Annotated in this window: 16 protein-coding genes; 6 read left to right on the top strand and 10 right to left on the bottom strand. The window is 69.4% G+C overall.

The features are described from left to right. Positions 1–2 precede the first annotated feature (2 nt). Genes AC0685_RS10725 through AC0685_RS10710 form a run of 4 tightly spaced genes read left to right on the top strand, consistent with a single transcriptional unit; the run spans position 3 to position 4,000 of the window. The gene (locus AC0685_RS10725; RefSeq protein ID WP_478225542.1) at positions 3–2,606 is read left to right on the top strand and encodes a sensor histidine kinase; all 2,604 of its coding nucleotides are present in this window, start codon (positions 3–5) and stop codon (positions 2,604–2,606) included. Continuing rightward, positions 2,603–3,028 carry a roadblock/LC7 domain-containing protein gene (locus AC0685_RS10720; protein ID WP_005156032.1) on the top strand — a complete coding sequence of 142 codons (426 nt, stop codon included), beginning with the start codon at positions 2,603–2,605 and terminating at the stop codon, positions 3,026–3,028. Before AC0685_RS10725 ends, AC0685_RS10720 begins: the two co-directional genes overlap by 4 nt. Before the next feature lie 20 nt (positions 3,029–3,048). Then, complete coding sequence (locus tag AC0685_RS10715; RefSeq protein WP_034308529.1) at positions 3,049–3,429, top strand: DUF742 domain-containing protein; 381 nt, start codon at positions 3,049–3,051, stop codon at positions 3,427–3,429. Continuing rightward, the gene (locus tag AC0685_RS10710) at positions 3,407–4,000 is read left to right on the top strand and encodes a GTP-binding protein (protein WP_340686621.1); all 594 of its coding nucleotides are present in this window, start codon (positions 3,407–3,409) and stop codon (positions 3,998–4,000) included. Before AC0685_RS10715 ends, AC0685_RS10710 begins: the two co-directional genes overlap by 23 nt. Before the next feature lie 67 nt (positions 4,001–4,067). On the opposite strand, the gene AC0685_RS10705 is transcribed toward AC0685_RS10710, so the two are convergent. Further along, a complete protein-coding gene (locus AC0685_RS10705) occupies positions 4,068–4,688 on the bottom strand; it encodes a TetR/AcrR family transcriptional regulator (protein WP_478225314.1) in 621 nt (206 codons plus the stop codon). 91 nt (positions 4,689–4,779) lie between these two features. On the opposite strand from AC0685_RS10705, the gene AC0685_RS10700 reads away from it, so the two are divergent. Continuing rightward, entirely contained in the window at positions 4,780–5,871 is a 1,092-nt protein-coding gene (locus AC0685_RS10700) for a lipase family protein (RefSeq protein WP_478225313.1), read from the top strand. A gap of 57 nt (positions 5,872–5,928) precedes the next feature. On the opposite strand, the gene AC0685_RS10695 is transcribed toward AC0685_RS10700, so the two are convergent. Genes AC0685_RS10695 through AC0685_RS10670 form a run of 6 tightly spaced genes read right to left on the bottom strand, consistent with a single transcriptional unit; the run spans position 5,929 to position 10,330 of the window. After that, positions 5,929–6,633, bottom strand: coding sequence for an urease accessory protein UreD (locus tag AC0685_RS10695; RefSeq protein WP_478225312.1), 705 nt, complete (start codon positions 6,631–6,633; stop codon positions 5,929–5,931). Beyond that, positions 6,630–7,337, bottom strand: coding sequence for an urease accessory protein UreG (gene ureG / locus AC0685_RS10690; protein WP_037348019.1), 708 nt, complete (start codon positions 7,335–7,337; stop codon positions 6,630–6,632). The genes AC0685_RS10695 and ureG overlap by 4 nt, the downstream gene beginning before the upstream one ends. Then, positions 7,327–8,001, bottom strand: a complete 675-nt coding sequence (locus tag AC0685_RS10685; protein ID WP_478225311.1) for an urease accessory protein UreF — start codon at positions 7,999–8,001, stop codon at positions 7,327–7,329. The genes ureG and AC0685_RS10685 overlap by 11 nt, the downstream gene beginning before the upstream one ends. Further along, positions 8,001–9,722 carry an urease subunit alpha gene (locus AC0685_RS10680; protein ID WP_478225310.1) on the bottom strand — a complete coding sequence of 574 codons (1,722 nt, stop codon included), beginning with the start codon at positions 9,720–9,722 and terminating at the stop codon, positions 8,001–8,003. The genes AC0685_RS10685 and AC0685_RS10680 overlap by 1 nt, the downstream gene beginning before the upstream one ends. Continuing rightward, positions 9,722–10,015, bottom strand: a complete 294-nt coding sequence (locus AC0685_RS10675) for an urease subunit beta (protein ID WP_478225309.1) — start codon at positions 10,013–10,015, stop codon at positions 9,722–9,724. Before AC0685_RS10675 ends, AC0685_RS10680 begins: the two co-directional genes overlap by 1 nt. A 12-nt stretch (positions 10,016–10,027) precedes the next feature. Beyond that, the gene (locus tag AC0685_RS10670; RefSeq protein ID WP_478225308.1) at positions 10,028–10,330 is read right to left on the bottom strand and encodes an urease subunit gamma; all 303 of its coding nucleotides are present in this window, start codon (positions 10,328–10,330) and stop codon (positions 10,028–10,030) included. A gap of 292 nt (positions 10,331–10,622) precedes the next feature. On the opposite strand from AC0685_RS10670, the gene AC0685_RS10665 reads away from it, so the two are divergent. Then, positions 10,623–11,771, top strand: a complete 1,149-nt coding sequence (locus AC0685_RS10665) for a citrate synthase 2 (RefSeq protein ID WP_465529512.1) — start codon at positions 10,623–10,625, stop codon at positions 11,769–11,771. Between the two features lie 6 nt (positions 11,772–11,777). On the opposite strand, the gene AC0685_RS10660 is transcribed toward AC0685_RS10665, so the two are convergent. From AC0685_RS10660 to AC0685_RS10650, 3 genes are read right to left on the bottom strand one after another with little or no spacing between them, the layout of a single operon-like run. Further along, on the bottom strand, positions 11,778–12,413 hold the full coding sequence (locus tag AC0685_RS10660) for a TetR/AcrR family transcriptional regulator (RefSeq protein ID WP_478225541.1): 636 nt from the start codon (positions 12,411–12,413) through the stop codon (positions 11,778–11,780). 17 nt (positions 12,414–12,430) lie between these two features. Continuing rightward, complete coding sequence (locus AC0685_RS10655; RefSeq protein ID WP_478225540.1) at positions 12,431–14,122, bottom strand: SDR family oxidoreductase; 1,692 nt, start codon at positions 14,120–14,122, stop codon at positions 12,431–12,433. A gap of 36 nt (positions 14,123–14,158) precedes the next feature. Next, positions 14,159–15,658 (bottom strand): MFS transporter, encoded by a 1,500-nt coding sequence (locus AC0685_RS10650; RefSeq protein ID WP_478225307.1) that lies wholly within the window; start codon positions 15,656–15,658, stop codon positions 14,159–14,161. Between the last annotated feature and the right edge of the window lie 173 nt (positions 15,659–15,831).

Genomic DNA, 15,831 nt, shown 5'->3' with positions numbered 1-15,831 from the left:
CCATGAGGCACGAGAAGACCCGGCCCGAACGCGGGTCGCGGTCCGGATTGCTCGGCAGGCTCGGCATCCGGGGCAAGCTCAACCTGCTCCTGATGCTGCCGCTGACCGCCGTGGTCCTGGTGTCGGTGCCTTACGTCGCCGGGGAGATCGACGACGCCCGGTCCGCCCGCATCACCGCCGACGTCGCGTCGCAGGCCCGCGCGCTCGGCACGCTCGCCTGGGAACTGCAGCGGGAACGGCTGCTGACGGCGCACTACATCGCGTCTTCGTCGGCGAGCAGTTCGGCGATGCTGAAGCAGCAGACCGTCGTCGCGGACACGGTGAACCAGGTGCGTTCGCAGCTGAGCGCCGACGCGCCGGAAGAACTCGCGGCGGCGCTGGTGCGCATCGGATCGCTGAACGAGATCCGGGAGAACGCGCTCCGGCGCGGCGCCTCACTCGACAGCGTGGCGCGGACGTATCACGCGGTGATCGACGCGGTCATCAACTCGCTCCGCCTGGTTCCGCAGCAGACCAGTGACGCGGAAGGCACCCGGCAGCTGACCGCGCTCGACGCGCTGCTGCGCGCGAACGAGGAGAACTCGTTGCGCGGTATGGCCTTGATCATCGTGCTGGTCACCCCCCAATCGGGCACGCCGGTGCTGGCCGACGCGAAACAGCAGTCGTCGCTGTTCCTCGAACGGTTCGTGCAGCAGGCCGACGTCGCCCAGGCCACGCAGGTCGTCGCGGTGGAGCAGGGCGAGACGGGCCGCCGGGTCGACGCGCTGGAAGCCAGGCTCCCGGAGGCCCGCGGCCCGCAGGCCGTGCAGAGCCTGCTGCCGGACATCCTCGGCGCCGTCGACGCCCAGTCGAACCAGCGGCGCCTCGCCCAGGACGCGGTCACCACCGGCATCACCGACGCGGCGACCGCGCGAGCCGACGCGGCGCAGAACCTGGCGTGGACGATCGGTATCGGCGCCGGGGTGCTGTTCCTGCTGGTCGGTGGTCTCGCGATCGCGGTCAGCCGGTCGATCGCGGATCCGCTGCGGAAGCTGACCACGGCGGCGACGTCGGTCGCGGACCTCGCGAGCACCGAACTGGTCCGCGTCACCGACACCGAGCAGGCCGAAGAACTCGCGCCGCGGCTCGCCACCATCGACGTGTCCTCACAGGACGAACTCGGCAAACTGGCCGAGGCGTTCAACCGGGTTCAGGCCACCGCGGCCGAACTGGTGGAACGGCAGGCCGTCACGCGGCGCAACGTCGGCCTCATGTTCGCCAACGTCGCGAAGCGCACGCAGAACCTGGTGGGCAGGCAGCTCGCGCTGGTCGACGAACTGGAGCGCAACGAGCAAGACGTCGCCCTGCTGGCCAGCCTCTACCGGCTCGACCATCTCTCCACCCGGCTGCGCCGGAACGCGGACAACCTCCTCGTCGTGTCGGGGAACCGTGACGAGGCAAGGATTTCCGGTCCGATCGAGCTGTCGACGGCGCTGCGTTCGGCGCTCGCGGAGATCGAGGACTACCAGCGCGTGCGGCTCGGTTCGATGGGCGACGTCCTGTTGTCGTCGCCCTTCGGCTCCGATCTGGTGCTGATCTTCGCCGAGCTGCTGGAGAACGCCACGTCGTTCTCGCCACCGGAGTCCTTTGTGGATGTCGGAACGAAGATCCTGCCCGACGGCTCCTGCCTGATCGTGATCGTGGATCAGGGCATCGGCATGACCGCGGAACGGCTCGCCGAGGAGAACCGGCGGCTGGTCGAACGCGAACGGCTCGAACTGGCGCCGACCAGTGTGCTCGGGCTGTTCGTGGTCGGACGGCTCGCGCGGCGGCACGGGCTCAAGGTCGAGCTGACCGAGACCGAGCCGGGAGCGGGGATCACCGCGCGGCTCACCGTCCCGCCGAACCTGCTGACCTACCGGCCACCCACACCGAAGTCCGTCCCCACGCCGCCGGTGTGGCCGACGGCGGAACCGAGTGAAGAGCCCGAGCCGCGGCAGAAGGCGGCTCCGAGCGAGCCGCCGACGCTGGCGATCGCCGGGATGATCCCGCGCGACGGTCAGCGGCCCAGGGACTTCCGGTGGTTCCGCAAGACCGACGGGGAGATCGCCGAACCCGCGCCGGCTCCGGTGCCGGTGACCGAACCTGCGCCCGTGTACCAGGCGCCCGCGCCGACGCTCACCGCGGCCGATCCCGGCGAGACTCGCGGCGGGCTGCGGCGGCGGGTCAAGGGCGCGCAGCTCCCCGGAGCCCCCGAAGCGCCTTCGCGGCAGAAGTCCAGGCATGATCCAGAAGCGGCCAAGGCGGCCTTCGACGGCTTCGAGGCCGGGCTCGCGAAGGCCACCGCGCCGCCGGCGGCCGCCCCGGCGCCGATGCCGACCCCGACACCGGTGCCCGCCGCCTCGCGCGGCGGTCTCACCAGAAGGGTCCCCGGCGCGCAACTGGCGCCGGGGCTCGCGAAAGGTCCGGCCGCGCGGCACCAGACCGCGCGGGCGGCGCTGAACACCACCAAGCCCAAGGGCATGCGTGACCCCGAGGCCGAGCGTGCCGCGTTCGACGCCTTCAGTGACGGGTTGGAGAAAGCCGTCAACCCGGAGATGCAACAGAGAGAGAAGAGCAAGAGATGACGACCGGAGTCAGCGTCGAAGCCCGGAACTTCAACTGGTTGGTGACGCGCTTCGCGCAGAACACGGCGAGCGCGATGGGCGCGATCGCCGTCTCGGCCGACGGCCTGCTGATCGCGATGTCGTCCGAGCTGGAGCGGGCCAACGCCGACCGGCTGGCCGCGATCTGCTCGGCGATGCTCGGCCTCGCGCACGGCGTCTCCGAGAGCCACCCGCTCGGCTCACCCGACAAGATCATCATCGAGCTGGAGCAGGGCTACCTGCTGGTCTGCACGATCAGCATCGGGTGCTCGCTCGGCGTGCTCGCCACCAAGCAGGCCAGCCTCGGCACGATCGCCTACGAGATGGCGATGTTCGCCAACCGCGCGACCGAGGTGCTCACCCCCGCGCTGATCGAGGAACTCAAGAAGAGCGTCGGCAGCTGAACTGACGAGGGGACAAGGGAATGAGCGACGACCAGGTACCTCAGCCGCGGGGCGCCGAACAGGGCATCTCGCCGCTACGCCCGTATCTGCTCACCGCCGGCCGCGCGCAGCCGGTGGACGGCACGCTCGAAATCGAGGCTCAAGTGCTCACGAGCAGGCTCGGCGCGGCTTCGCACGCGAGGCTGACCTTCGAACGACGGGAGATCGTTTCCCTTTGCCGGGAAACGAAATCCGTCGCCGAAGTGGCGGCGATGCTCGGCCTGCACATCGGCGTGGCCAGGGTGCTCGTGGCGGATCTCGCCGCACTCGGCTACGTCGTGCTCCGTCGCCCCGCCGGAGCCTTCACCCAGGACCTCGGCATGATCGAAAGGGTCATTCGTGGACTCGAAGCAATTCGCTGAACCGGCGCCCGCCAAGCCGCCGACACCGGTCAAGATCGTCATCGCGGGCGGGTTCGGGGTCGGCAAGACGACCACCGTCGGCGCGATCTCCGAGATCAAACCGCTGACCACCGAGGCCGCCATGACCTCGGCGGGCGCGGCCGTCGACGGCTCCGGCGGGGAGGTGCCGTCGAAGACCACCACCACGGTGGCGCTGGACTTCGGCTGCATCACCATCGACGAAGAGGTGAAGCTGTACCTCTTCGGCACGCCGGGACAGGACCGGTTCGGGTTCATGTGGCACGACCTGGTGCTGGGCGCGCTCGGCGCGCTCGTCATCGTCGACACCCGGCGGCTCGACGACTGCTATCCGGCCGTCGACTACTTCGAGAAGGCGGGATTGCCGTTCGTGGTCGGGGTGAACGTCTTCGACGGCTCGCTCAAGCACGACCTCGAAGACGTGCGCTGGGCCCTCGCGGTGGGCGAGGACGTCCCGCTGATCACCTTCGACGCACGAGCTCGGCTTTCGGTCCGCGACGCACTGCTGGCCGTCCTGCACAACACCTTCCGGCGGGCGTCCGCCGCCTCCTGATGCATTTAGTCCTCTGAATGCGGTACTTGCGTGTGCAAGGACCGCATTCAGAGGACTGAACGCGGGGTCAGCCGGGCCGGGTGATCGCGGCGAGCATCAGGGCCCGGAGTTCGGCGGCGACGTCGGCGACCGGCAGCGGCGGGGTGTGCGCCTGCCACTCGCGCAGCAGACCGGTCGCCGCGCCGACGAGCGCGATCGCCGTCAGGCGGTAATCGCGATCCGGCGCCACCCCGTGCGCGGCGGCGTGCCGGGCCTCGGTTTCGATGAACGCGGCCCACCGGTCGACCCATTCCTGGTGCTGCGCCTCCAAAGCGGCACTCACGCCGACGGCCTCGACGTAGTTCAGCCTCGGCATCCGGGGATCCGACGTCACCGTGCTGACGAAGACGTCCAGCAGCGTCCCGATCCGGGTGACCGCGTCGGCGCCCTCCAGCCGTTCCAGGGTGCCGGTGACGTGCTCCAGCGCGAGCGCGTTGATGCGCTCGTGCAGGGTGAGCAGCACCTGCTCCTTGCCCTCGAACTCCTCGTAGAAGTTCCGCGTCGAGACGCCGGCGCGGGTGCACAACTCGGTGATCTTCGCCTGCCGGTAACCCGTCGAGGTGAACAGGTCCAGGGCAGCCGAGAGCAGGCGTTCACGCCGCTCGGCGCGCCGTTGCTCGGGCGCGACCCCGCCGTAGGTGCGGGCCACTCGACCTCCCCCGATTCGGTAACAGGGATTGCCAGATGCTAGCAACACCGCCTACATTGCGAAAATCTCAATTACCAAACTGGAGGCAACGGTGCTTCGGACAGTTCTGGTCTCAGCCCTCGCAGCCACCCTGATCGGCGCGCCCGCCGCGCAAGCCGCGCCGAGCGCTCCCGGGGACTTGGTCGACTACAAGCAGGTCATCGCCACCGCCCCGGCGAAGGCCTGGAAACTCCACTACCGCTCCACCTCGGCGACGGGGCAGCCGAACACCGTGTCGGGCATCCTGCTGGTCCCGCACACGCCGTGGACGAAAGGCGCCCGCCCTCTGGTCAGCTACGCCGTCGGCACCCACGGCCTCGGCGACCGCTGCGCGCCGTCGACCCGGCTGACGAACGGGTCCGAGAACGAAGTCCTCCTGATGAGCCAAGCGCTTTCGCGCGGCTGGGCGGTCGTCGTGACCGACTACGAGGGCCTCGGCACCCCGGGCACGCACACCTACGCCGTCGGCCAGTCCGAAGGCCGGGCCGTCCTCGACGCCGCCCGCGCCGCCTCCCGTGTCCCTGAAGCGGGCCTCTCCAAAACCGGTCCGGTCGGCGTTTTCGGTTACTCACAAGGCGGTCAGGCCGCGGCTTTCGCCGGTGAACTCCAGCCGTCCTACGCGCCCGACGTCAACCTGGTCGGCGTCGCGGAAGGCGGTGTCCCGGCGGATCTGAACGCGGTCCTGAAGTTCAACGACGGCGGGCCGGCGTTCGGCCTGGTGCTCGGTGCCGCCGTCGGCTACGCGACCGCGTATCCGGAACTGCCGTTCACCGAGGTGCTCAACGCGAAGGGCGAGAGGGCCGTCGCGAAGGTCAAGGAAGCGTGCACCGTCGAACTCGGCGCGGCGGCGCCTTTCGCGCGGCTCAACGACTTCACGACCGTGCCGAACGTGTCGTCGGACCCGCGCTGGCAGGCCCGGCTCGGCGAGAACCTGGCGGGCAAGACCAAACCCGGCGCGCCGGTCTTCCTGTACCACGCGTCGCTGGACGAACTGATCCCGCTTTCGGTCGGCAAGGGCCTGCTCGACCGCTACCGCGCCCTCGGCGCCGACGTCACCTGGCAGGAGTTCCCGCTGCTGGAACACATCGGTGGCGTCGCGGCGGGCGGTCCGGTCGCGATGACCTGGCTGGGCACGAAGTTCTGACGGGGAGTCGGTCCGTGAAGGCCTCCTTCACTACTTTCAGGGTAGGGAAGGAGGCCTTCACGGACATTCGAACCCCCGGAGCGCGGTCACGGCGTCCGGCGCCAGCGATGTCGTGAGCGTTCCACCCGCGGCCAAAGGCGTTCGCGACCACCACTCCCCCGAGGCGGCACGCAGCACCGGTCCGCCCACGACCAGATCGGTCGCCAGTACCCGGCGCCCGGCCAGGTGCGCCAGGCTGGAGTCCAAAGTGGAATCGCCAATCTCCAGCGTCTGCCGCAGCACTGGTATTTCACCTCGCGTCACGTGCTGCGTGGTCACCAAAGAACCCGGCCGTTCACCCGCCCGCCCGAGCACCAGCACCTCGCGCGTGTGCAGGTAGGCCTCCGACGCCAACGAGGCCAGGAACACGGCGGTGTGCCGCGCGCGAGCGGTCACCACGGTCGGCTCCGGCAAGTACTCCAAAGACCCACCGTCGTCCACGGCAACGTCCACAAGGGACGAACTCGCCTCACCGTGCGGTCCCGGCAACGCGATGGTCGCCGCGACACCGGAAAGCCGCAGCGAAGCCCCGGCACCGACGCGGATCGTCAGCTTCAGCTCGTCGCCACCCAAGGGCGAAGTCGCCGAATTGACCAGGTGCACCACCGCCGTCGCACCGGTGCCCCGTTTGGGAAGCAGCGTGAGCGGCGCCATCGAGCGCAGCTCACGCAGTACGGTCCGGCCGCCCTCGAAGCGGGCGGTCAGCCGCGCGTGCGCCTTCACCCCGCGCGGACCGGGAGCAGCGAGCGGACCCAGTCCGCCACCGCCGGCGCGTTCGGGGTGTCCACAAGGGACTGCGTGATCACCGGCAGCTCGCCCCGCATCCGGTGCGCGTCCGAGGTCATCACGTCCATGTCCGCGCCGACCAGATGCGCGATGTCGATCTTGTTGATCACCAGCAGATCCGCCGTCGTCACGCCCGGCCCGCCCTTGCGCGGCACCTTGTCGCCACCGGCGACGTCGACCACGAACACCTGGCTGTCGGCGAGTCCCCGGCTGAACACCGCGGTGAGGTTGTCCCCGCCGCTTTCGATGATCACCAGGTCCAGCCCGGGGAACCGCTCCTCCAGCCGTTCGACCGCGTCGAGGTTCGCGGTGATGTCGTCACGGATCGCGGTGTGCGGGCACGCGCCTGTCTGCACGGCCTCGATCCGCTCCGGGTCGAGCACCCCGGCCTTGCGCAGGAAGTCGGCGTCTTCGGTGGTGTAGATGTCGTTCGTGACGACGGCGAGGTTCACCTCGTCGCCGAGCGCCCGGCACAACGCCGCGGTGAGCGCGGTCTTCCCGCTCCCCACCGGCCCGCCGATCCCGATCCGGTACGCGCGCCCCGCGGTCGGCGCCTGCTCGTAGTGGTCGGGTTCCGCGGCGGTCGGGTCGAAGTTGACCGGATGCACATGTCCGTGACCGTGACCATGCTCAGCTGGCAAAGAGACGCACCTCTTCCTTGTGGTGCCGGGCGTGTGCCTCGGCGAACAGATCGAGCGCCGGTGAACCCGGCGCCGGGAGATCGGCCGGATCGTCGCCCGCGACCTCGGCCGCGCGCAGGGAAACGTCCCGGACCTCCTTCGCGAGACCGGCCACGACCGCGTTGACGGCGAACGGGTCGAGACCGAGCAGCCGCACGGCCGCGCTCGCGGGTCCGCTGATCGCGAGGTACGCCACCGCCATCGCGGCGTCGAAGGGCACCCCGATCAGCGCACCGGCCACCACCGGGTGATGCGGTCGCGGGGTTTCCTTCAACAGCCGCGAAAGCATCGGCGACGGCCACGCCACCTTGCCCGCCCTGGCCGTCCCGCGGCCTTGCGCGCGCGACGCCTCCCGCTGCGCGAGCGAAGGCGTCCTGGCGTCGAGCTCGATGTCGAGCCGCCGCCAGTGTCCACTCCGGACGTTCCGCGCCGCCGCGTGCGCCGCCGCGGCGGCGAACACCGCGGCCAGCGAACCGGCCGTGCGCAAGCGCCCGGAGAGGAACCCCGGCAGGTCGCGCTCGTGCGTGATCAGTTTCCGGGTGACGGCCTCTTCGAGCCCGCCGGAATGGACGTGCCCGCCCCCGGGGAACCGGGAGTCGGCCAAAATGATCGCTGAAAGATCCATCAGAACAAGAAGTATCGTTGCGCCATGGGCAGTTCGGTCACCGGCCGGGGCTCGATCAGCTCGCCGTCGACGTGCACGGCGAAGCTGTCCGGCTCCACCCGGATGTCCGGCGTCGCGTCGTTGAGCACCATGTCGGCCTTGCCCCGCGAGCGCGTGTCCGAAATCGGCACGAGCTTCCGCGCGATGCCGAACCGTTCCGCCACCCCGCTTTCCAGCGCTTCCGGCGCCACGAAATGGAAGCTGCTCGCGGCGGCGACCACCGGGGCCGCGCCGAACATCGGCCGCGCCAACACCGGCTGCGGTGTCGGGATGGACGCGTTCGCGTCGCCCATCGCCGCCCACGCCGGGAATCCGCCCTTGAGCACCACCTGCGGCCGGACACCGAAGAACTTCGGCTCCCACAGCACGAGATCCGCGAGTTTCCCGACCTCCACCGAGCCGATCTCGTGGTCCATGCCGTGCGCGATCGCGGGATTGATCGTGTATTTGGCGACATAGCGACGAGCCCGCAGGTTGTCGGCCGCGCCGTCGCCGGGCAGGGCGCCGCGCCGCCGTTTCATCACGTGCGCGGTCTGCCAGGTCCGGATGATCACCTCGCCGATGCGGCCCATCGCCTGCGAATCCGAGCTCATCATGGAGATCGCGCCGAGATCGTGCAGGACGTCCTCGGCCGCGATGGTCGTCGGCCGGATCCGGCTTTCGGCGAACGCCAGGTCCTCGGGTACCGACGGGTTCAGGTGGTGGCAGACGACGAGCATGTCCAGGTGCTCGTCGAGGGTGTTCGCGGTGTGCGGCCGGGTCGGGTTCGTCGACGACGGCAGGATATTGGGCAGCCCGGCGACCTGGATGATGTCCGGCGCGTGCCCGCCGCCCGCGCCTTCGGTGTGGTACGCGTTGATCGAGCGGTCGCGGACGGCGTCCACTGTGGACTCCAGGAAGCCCGCTTCGTTCAGGGTGTCGGTGTGGATCGCCACCTGGACCCCGGATTCGTCGGCCACGGTCAGGCAGGCGTCGATCGCGGCCGGGGTGCTGCCCCAGTCCTCGTGCAGTTTGAACCCGCCCGCGCCGGCGGCGAGCTGTTCCCGCAGCGCCTCGTGCCGGACGGTGTTCCCCTTGCCCAGCAACAGGACGTTGACCGGCTGGCCGTCCATCGCCTGCAGCATCCGGCCGAGGTTCCACGCGCCGGGCGTGACGGTGGTGGCCTTGCTGCCCTCGACCGGACCGGTCCCGCCGCCCACGAGGGTGGTGAGGCCGGACGCCAGCGCGGTCTCGGTCAGCTGCGGGCAGATGAAGTGGACGTGGCAGTCGATCCCGCCCGCGGTGAGGATCTTCCCGTTGCCGGACAGCACCTCCGTGGACGGGCCGACGACCAGCGCCGGGTCCACACCGTCCATGGTGTCCGGGTTGCCCGCTTTGCCGATCCCGACGATCCGGCCGTCGCGGACGCCGACGTCGGCCTTGACGATCCCCCAGTGGTCCAGGATCACGGCGCCGGTGATGATCAGATCCGGCGCGCCTTCGGCCCGGGTCGCCATCCCCTGGCCCATGGATTCGCGGATGACCTTGCCGCCGCCGAACAGCACTTCGTCGCCGCTGCCGGACGGACCCATACTGCGGTCTTCGGTGACTTCGATCAGCAGATCGGTGTCCGCGAGGCGGATCCGGTCGCCGGTCGTCGGGCCGAACAGTTCGGCGTACCGCTCGCGATCGATCGACGGCATCAGGACTCCATCCGCAATCCGGGCACCGCGCGGTTCCCGGCCAGCGGGACGAGGTCGACTTCGCGTTCGACGCCCGGCTCGAACCGCACCGATGTCCCCGCGGGCACGTCGAGACGATGTCCTCGCGCGGCTTCGCGATCGAATTCGAGCCCCGGATTCACCGCCGCGAAATGGTAGTGCGATCCGACCTGGACGGGCCGGTCGCCGAGGTTCCGCACGAGCAGCCGGACCCGCGGCCTGCCCGGGTTCAGCTCGACCGGCACCTCGCCGGTGATGATCTCCCCTGGTCGCACTCGCGGCCCTCCCTAAACGATCGGGTCGTGCACGGTGACGAGCTTCGTGCCGTCCGGGAAAGTGGCTTCGACCTGCACGGAAACGACCATCTCCGGTACTCCGTCCAGCACCTGCGCCCTGGAGAGCACCGAGCGGCCGCTCGCGACGAGTTCGCTCACCGTCCGGCCGTCACGGGCACCTTCGACGACGTGGTCGGTGATCAGCGCGACCGCTTCGGGGTAATTCAGCAGGATCCCGCGTTCCAGGCGTTTGCGAGCCACGTCCGCCGCGACGTGGATGAGCAGTTTGTCCCGCTCCTGGGGGCTCAGGTGCATGGGAAAGGTCTATCACCGGAAACCGCCCGCCGCCGGTTCTCGAAACACAGGATTTACGTCGGCGTCCGGTACACGGAAAGTGAACGACACCGTAACTCTTCGCGTACGAGGCCCGATTTCACTGAATCGTTCTCGTAATCGTGACCGAAAGCACCACATCTTTCGATTGCCCCGGGCCGCGACGTGGAGCAAAGTTTGTCCATCCGTGCGATGAGGCGCGCCTTCGCTGCGTGCATCCCGTCCACGCATGAAACACAAAGCCGGGGAATGCGCATCGAAAGGTTTCACCACAGTGAGTACCTCCACGATCAGCACCAAGCCGTCCGACCAGGTCGACGACGGTTTCCGACCGGGTCTCGAAGGTGTGGTCGCCTTCAAGACCGAAATCGCCGAGCCCGACCGTGACGGTGGCGCGCTGCGCTATCGAGGTGTCGACATCGAGGATCTCGCCGGCAAGGTGACCTTCGGCGACGTCTGGGGTCTTCTCGTCGACAGCCGCTTCGGCCACGGGCTACCGCCCGCCGAGCCGTTCCCGCTGCCGGTGCACACCGGCGACGTCCGCGTCGACGTCCAGGCCGCGCTGGCCATGCTCGCCCCCATCTGGGGCTACCGGCCGCTGCTCGACATCACCGACGACGAAGCGCGTGACCAGCTGGCCCGCGCCTCGGTGATGGCGCTTTCGTACGTCGCCCAGTCCGCTCGCGGCATCGGGCAGCCCGCCGTCCCGCAGACCCGGGTCGACGAGGCGAAGTCGATCACCGAGCGGTTCATGGTCCGCTGGCGCGGCGAGCCCGACCCGGCCCACGTCAAGGCCATCGACGCCTACTGGGTCTCGGCCGCCGAACACGGCCTCAATGCCTCCACCTTCACGGCCAGGGTCATCGCCTCGACCGGCGCCGACGTCGCCGCGGCGCTGTCCGGCGCGATCGGCGCCATGTCCGGCCCGCTGCACGGTGGCGCGCCGGCGCGGGTGCTGCCGATGATCGAAGAGGTCGAGAAGACCGGTGACGCGGTCGGCCTGGTCAAGGGCATCCTGGACCGCAAGGAACGGATGATGGGCTTCGGGCACCGCGTGTACCGCGCGGAGGACCCGCGGGCGCGCGTGCTGCGCCGGACCTGCCAGGAACTCGGCGCGTCGCGCTACGAGGCTGCCGCGGAGCTGGAGCAGGTGGCGCTGAAGGAGCTGCGTGAGCGGCGTCCGGACCACCCGATCGAGACCAACGTCGAGTTCTGGGCGGCCGTGATCCTGGACTTCGCCCAGGTACCGCCGCATATGATGCCCGCGATGTTCAGCTCGGCGCGCACCGCCGGCTGGGCCGCGCACATCCTGGAGCAGAAGAAGACCGGGCGCCTGGTGCGGCCGTCGGCCAAGTACGTCGGGCCGGAGCCGCGCAAGCCGGAGGACGTCGAAGGCTGGGACCTGGTGGTCAAGCAGTCCTGACGCGCGCTATGAAAGGTCCTTTCCTTGCAAATTTTGCCAGGAAAGGACCTTTCCTGGCATCTGCGGGACCGAAGAATCGTGGGCCGCGGTCGCCGACAGCATGGCCGTGAGCTGATCGACCAGCCAGCCGTCCAGCACCTCGCGCGGTACGGCCCGCTCCTGCAGCCAGCTCAGCAGCGAGCCCTCCACCACCGCGGTCCAGCAGCGCAACGTCAGCAGGAGCATCGGCGAGGGTTCCGGTACGGCCAGCGCGTCGAGGATGAGCTCGACCGCGCGGTTGCGGACCTCGTCGATCGCCGCGTCCGTCTCCGAGGTCGCGATCACCGAACCACTGCGCAACAGCGCGACATAACCCGCTCGGTAGTGATCGGCGACGTCGATCAGCCCGCGCACCGCGGCCCGCAGCCGGGTTTCGGGCGGGCCTTCCTCAAGCCCGGCCAAGCCGTCGATAAGACCTTCGGTGACCGTCTTCAACGCCTCGACCTGCAGTTCCCGCAGGCTGGAGAAGTACCGGTAGAACAGCGGCCGCGAAACCTCGGCGCGGGCGATGATGTCGTCGACCGTGACGAGTTCGGGCGCGCGCGAACCGAACAGGTCCAGCGCGGCGCGGATCAGGTCCTCGCGGCGCGCTTCCGGCGACATCCGGCGAGGGCGTCTGGTCACGGGGTGACGTCCAGTTTCGCCGCGGCCCGCAGCAGTCCGGGGGTGAGCCGGGAGAGGACGAGCGCGGCCTTGGCCTCCGGCGTCGACGGCTGGATCGCCTTGTCCTTATCGACCGCGCGCAGGATGTCGCGCGCGACCTTCTCCGGGCCGAAACCGCGTTTCGCGTACAGCTTGCTGCTCGACTTCTGGCGCCGCTTCTGCTCGATCTCGTCGACGCCGACGAAACGGGTGGTGCTGGTGATGTTCGTGTTCACGATGCCGGGGCAGATCGCGGTGACGCCGATGTTTTCGGCGGCGAGCTCGGCCCGCAGGCAGACGCTCAACGTCAGCACGGCGGATTTCGTGGTGGCGTAGGCGGACAGGATCTTCGACGGCAGATAAGCGGCGGCCGAAGCGACGTTGACGATCTGTCCGCCTTCCGCCCGCTCGCGCATCTGCTCGGCGAAGACGCGGCAGCCGTGGATGACGCCCCACAGGTTGACGTCGATGAGGCGTTCCCAGTCCTTGACCGTCGTGTCGAGGAACGGGCCGGACAGGCCGATCCCCGCGTTGTTGACGACGATGTCCGGGACCCCGAACTCCTCCTTGACCTGCTGGGCGAACTTCTCGACCGCCTCGGCGTCGGAAGAGTCCACTGTGTATTCACCAACGGTGGCGCCCTTGTCCCGCAGGAGTTTCGCGGTATCCGCCGCGGCCGAGCCGTTGATGTCGGTGATGACCAGGTCGGCGCCCTTCTCCGCGAACGCGAGCGCGGTCGCGCGGCCGATCCCGCTGCCGGCGCCGGTGACCACGACGAGCTTGTGCGCGAAACCGCCGGACCGGGCACGCTTGAGCGCACGGCTCTCCTCGCCGCCTTCGACGTGGTCGATCAGCTCGGCGGTGGCGTCGGCGATCACCTGGGGCTTCTCACGGACCACCCAGTGCGTGCCGGCGATCCGGCGGATCCGGAGGTCCGGCGCCCAGTGCTCGATCTCGGTCTGCAACGGCGTGGTGACGAACTTGTCGCCGGTGGGCGCGAGCACCTGCACCGGGATCTCGGCCGGTCGCGGCCGTGGCCGGGAAAGGCGGGTGAACATGTTGGCGCGATAGAGGTTGAGCCCGTACAGGCCGTCCGAAGTGGACGGCGCCGCGGCCGCAGGGTCCATCCGGCCGATGAGCGCGCCCATCGCGCCGGTGCGCCAGAGCACCTGCGGGATCAGCGGGATCTGGAAGCCGAGGATGTAGGTCGAATGCGCCCACTGGACGAGCGCGTTCTTGAGCCGTTTCGGGTTCGGGCGCAGCTGCGCGCGGAACCACGCGCCCGCGTGGTCGAGGCTCGGGCCGGAGATCGACGTGAAGGACGCCAGCCGTCCGCGCAGCCGTTCCCCGGTGACCGAATGCCAGGTCTGGATGGAGCCCCAGTCGTGCGCGAGCAGGTGGACCTTGCCGTCGGGCTGGACCTCGTCGACGACCGCGGCCAGGTCATCGGACAGCTGGTCCAGTTTGTAGGACCCGCGTCCTGAAGGCTTGTCCGAACGGCCCGCGCCGCGGACGTCGTAGACGACGACCCGGTAGCGGCGTTCCAGCAGGGCGGCGATGCCGTCCCACATGGAGCCGTTGTCCGGGTAGCCGTGAACGAGCACCACCGTGGGCGCGTCGTCGACGCCGGTCACCCGGACCGAGAGGCGGACACCGTCGCTGGCCGTCACCCACTTATGAGACATGATGTCATGTTAGACAACTTGTCAATAAGGCCGCTTTCTCAGTACCTCGCGACCGACGCTCCACAAGGTGTCGATCACGAGGACGAAGGTCCAGATCCGGCCGACGTTCAACAGCCAGTGACCACTCGAGTTCCAGTACCAGCCGGCTTCGTGCGCTTCACCGAACAAGGCTTCGACCGGCCAGCTGTAGCCGGCGAACGCCAGCGCCGTCTGCGCGACGACGTAGACCCCGACATGAACCGCCCAGTTCCGGAGCGGGTTCGCGCGCTTGTTCGGCTCCTCCGTCACCGATTCGGCCGCTTGCGGACTCTCCTCGACCGTGCGGGTGACCGGACTTTCCTTTTGTGACACCGTTTTTCGTGGTTCCACGGGAAACTCCGCAACTCCGACACGCCGTACGGCACCACGAACCACGAAGGATCCGAAGAGCAGGAGCGTCGCCGCGCCGAAGCAGGCGACACGCCATCCCGCGTCTGAACCGTAGAGCTGACCCGCCACGAAGGTGCCGATCGTCGCTCCGAGTAGCGTCGCGCTCTCGTAGATCCCCATCGCGCGGCCCAGACTGAGCCCGGCCGCCTCGGCGACCACCGCCTGCTCCACCGGGATGGCGGCCGCGAACGCCGCCGCGGACAGCACCCACATGATCGCGAGCACCGCCGGGCTCGGCGCGAAGGACAACCCGGCGGCGAAGACCGCGCTCGCCATCATCGCCAGCGCGAGCACCCGCGTCCGGCCGACCTTGCGGACGAAACCGTGCAGGTAGTCCGGCAGCAGGCTGTACACGATGAAGCCGGGGATGAACACCGCGGCGATCTCGCCGAGCTGCAGCTGATGCCCGCGTTGCAGATGCATCAGGAGCAACAGGGCGACCCCGGCCTCGGCCATCGCGGTCAACGCGACGAGCGCGAGCATCGGCCGCATCCGCTTGCCCAGTTGCAGCAGCCGCGGCGCGCCTTCTTCGCGCACGGGCGCGGACTTCGCGTTCAGCAGGACCACCGCTGCCACCGCGCAGGCCGCCGCGCCGAGCCAGAACACACCCCGGTAGTCGATCCAGGCGATGGCCGTCAGCGCGACCACGAACGCGATCCACGTTCCACCGCCCTCGGCCGCGAACAACTTGCTGAACGCGCCGTCGTCCCTCGCGAGCCCCTCCCCCACACGGGCCCGCAACGCGACCCAGAACAGCGCGCCGCCCGCGCCGCCGAGAACCGCGGCCAGATAGGCGACCCCGATGCCCGGCGCCACCGCGTAGACCACAAAGGACAGTCCATAGAGGACCGCCCCGGCGGCCGCGATCCGGCCCCGGTCGAACCGGTCCGCGAGCGCGCCCGCGATCGGCCGGACCACGAACGACACCAGTGTCTCCAGCGCCGTCAGCGTCCCGACCTCGGCGGCCGACGCGCCGAGCTGACTCCCCACCCACAACGGCAGAAGGAAATCGAGAACCTCCGCCGGCCCCTTGGTCAGCGCGGCGGCGAGCTGATTCTCCTCCGACCGTCGTTTCTGTGCGACTTCGTCCACCCCAGTACCCCCTGTTCGGATACGACTGTATTCTAAAACGCGTTGGCCAGGCAAGGCGGGCCGGTCCAGGTGGGTCGTGGGGGGGGGTTTTTGGTTGGGACCCAAAAACCCCCCCCCCCCCCCCCCCCCCCCCCCGCGAACAAGGGGGAGGGGGTTGGGTTTGTCAAAAGGCA

This window comes from Amycolatopsis sp. NPDC043889 (assembly GCF_056435645.1).
This window is presented reverse-complemented; position numbering and strand designations above follow the sequence as displayed.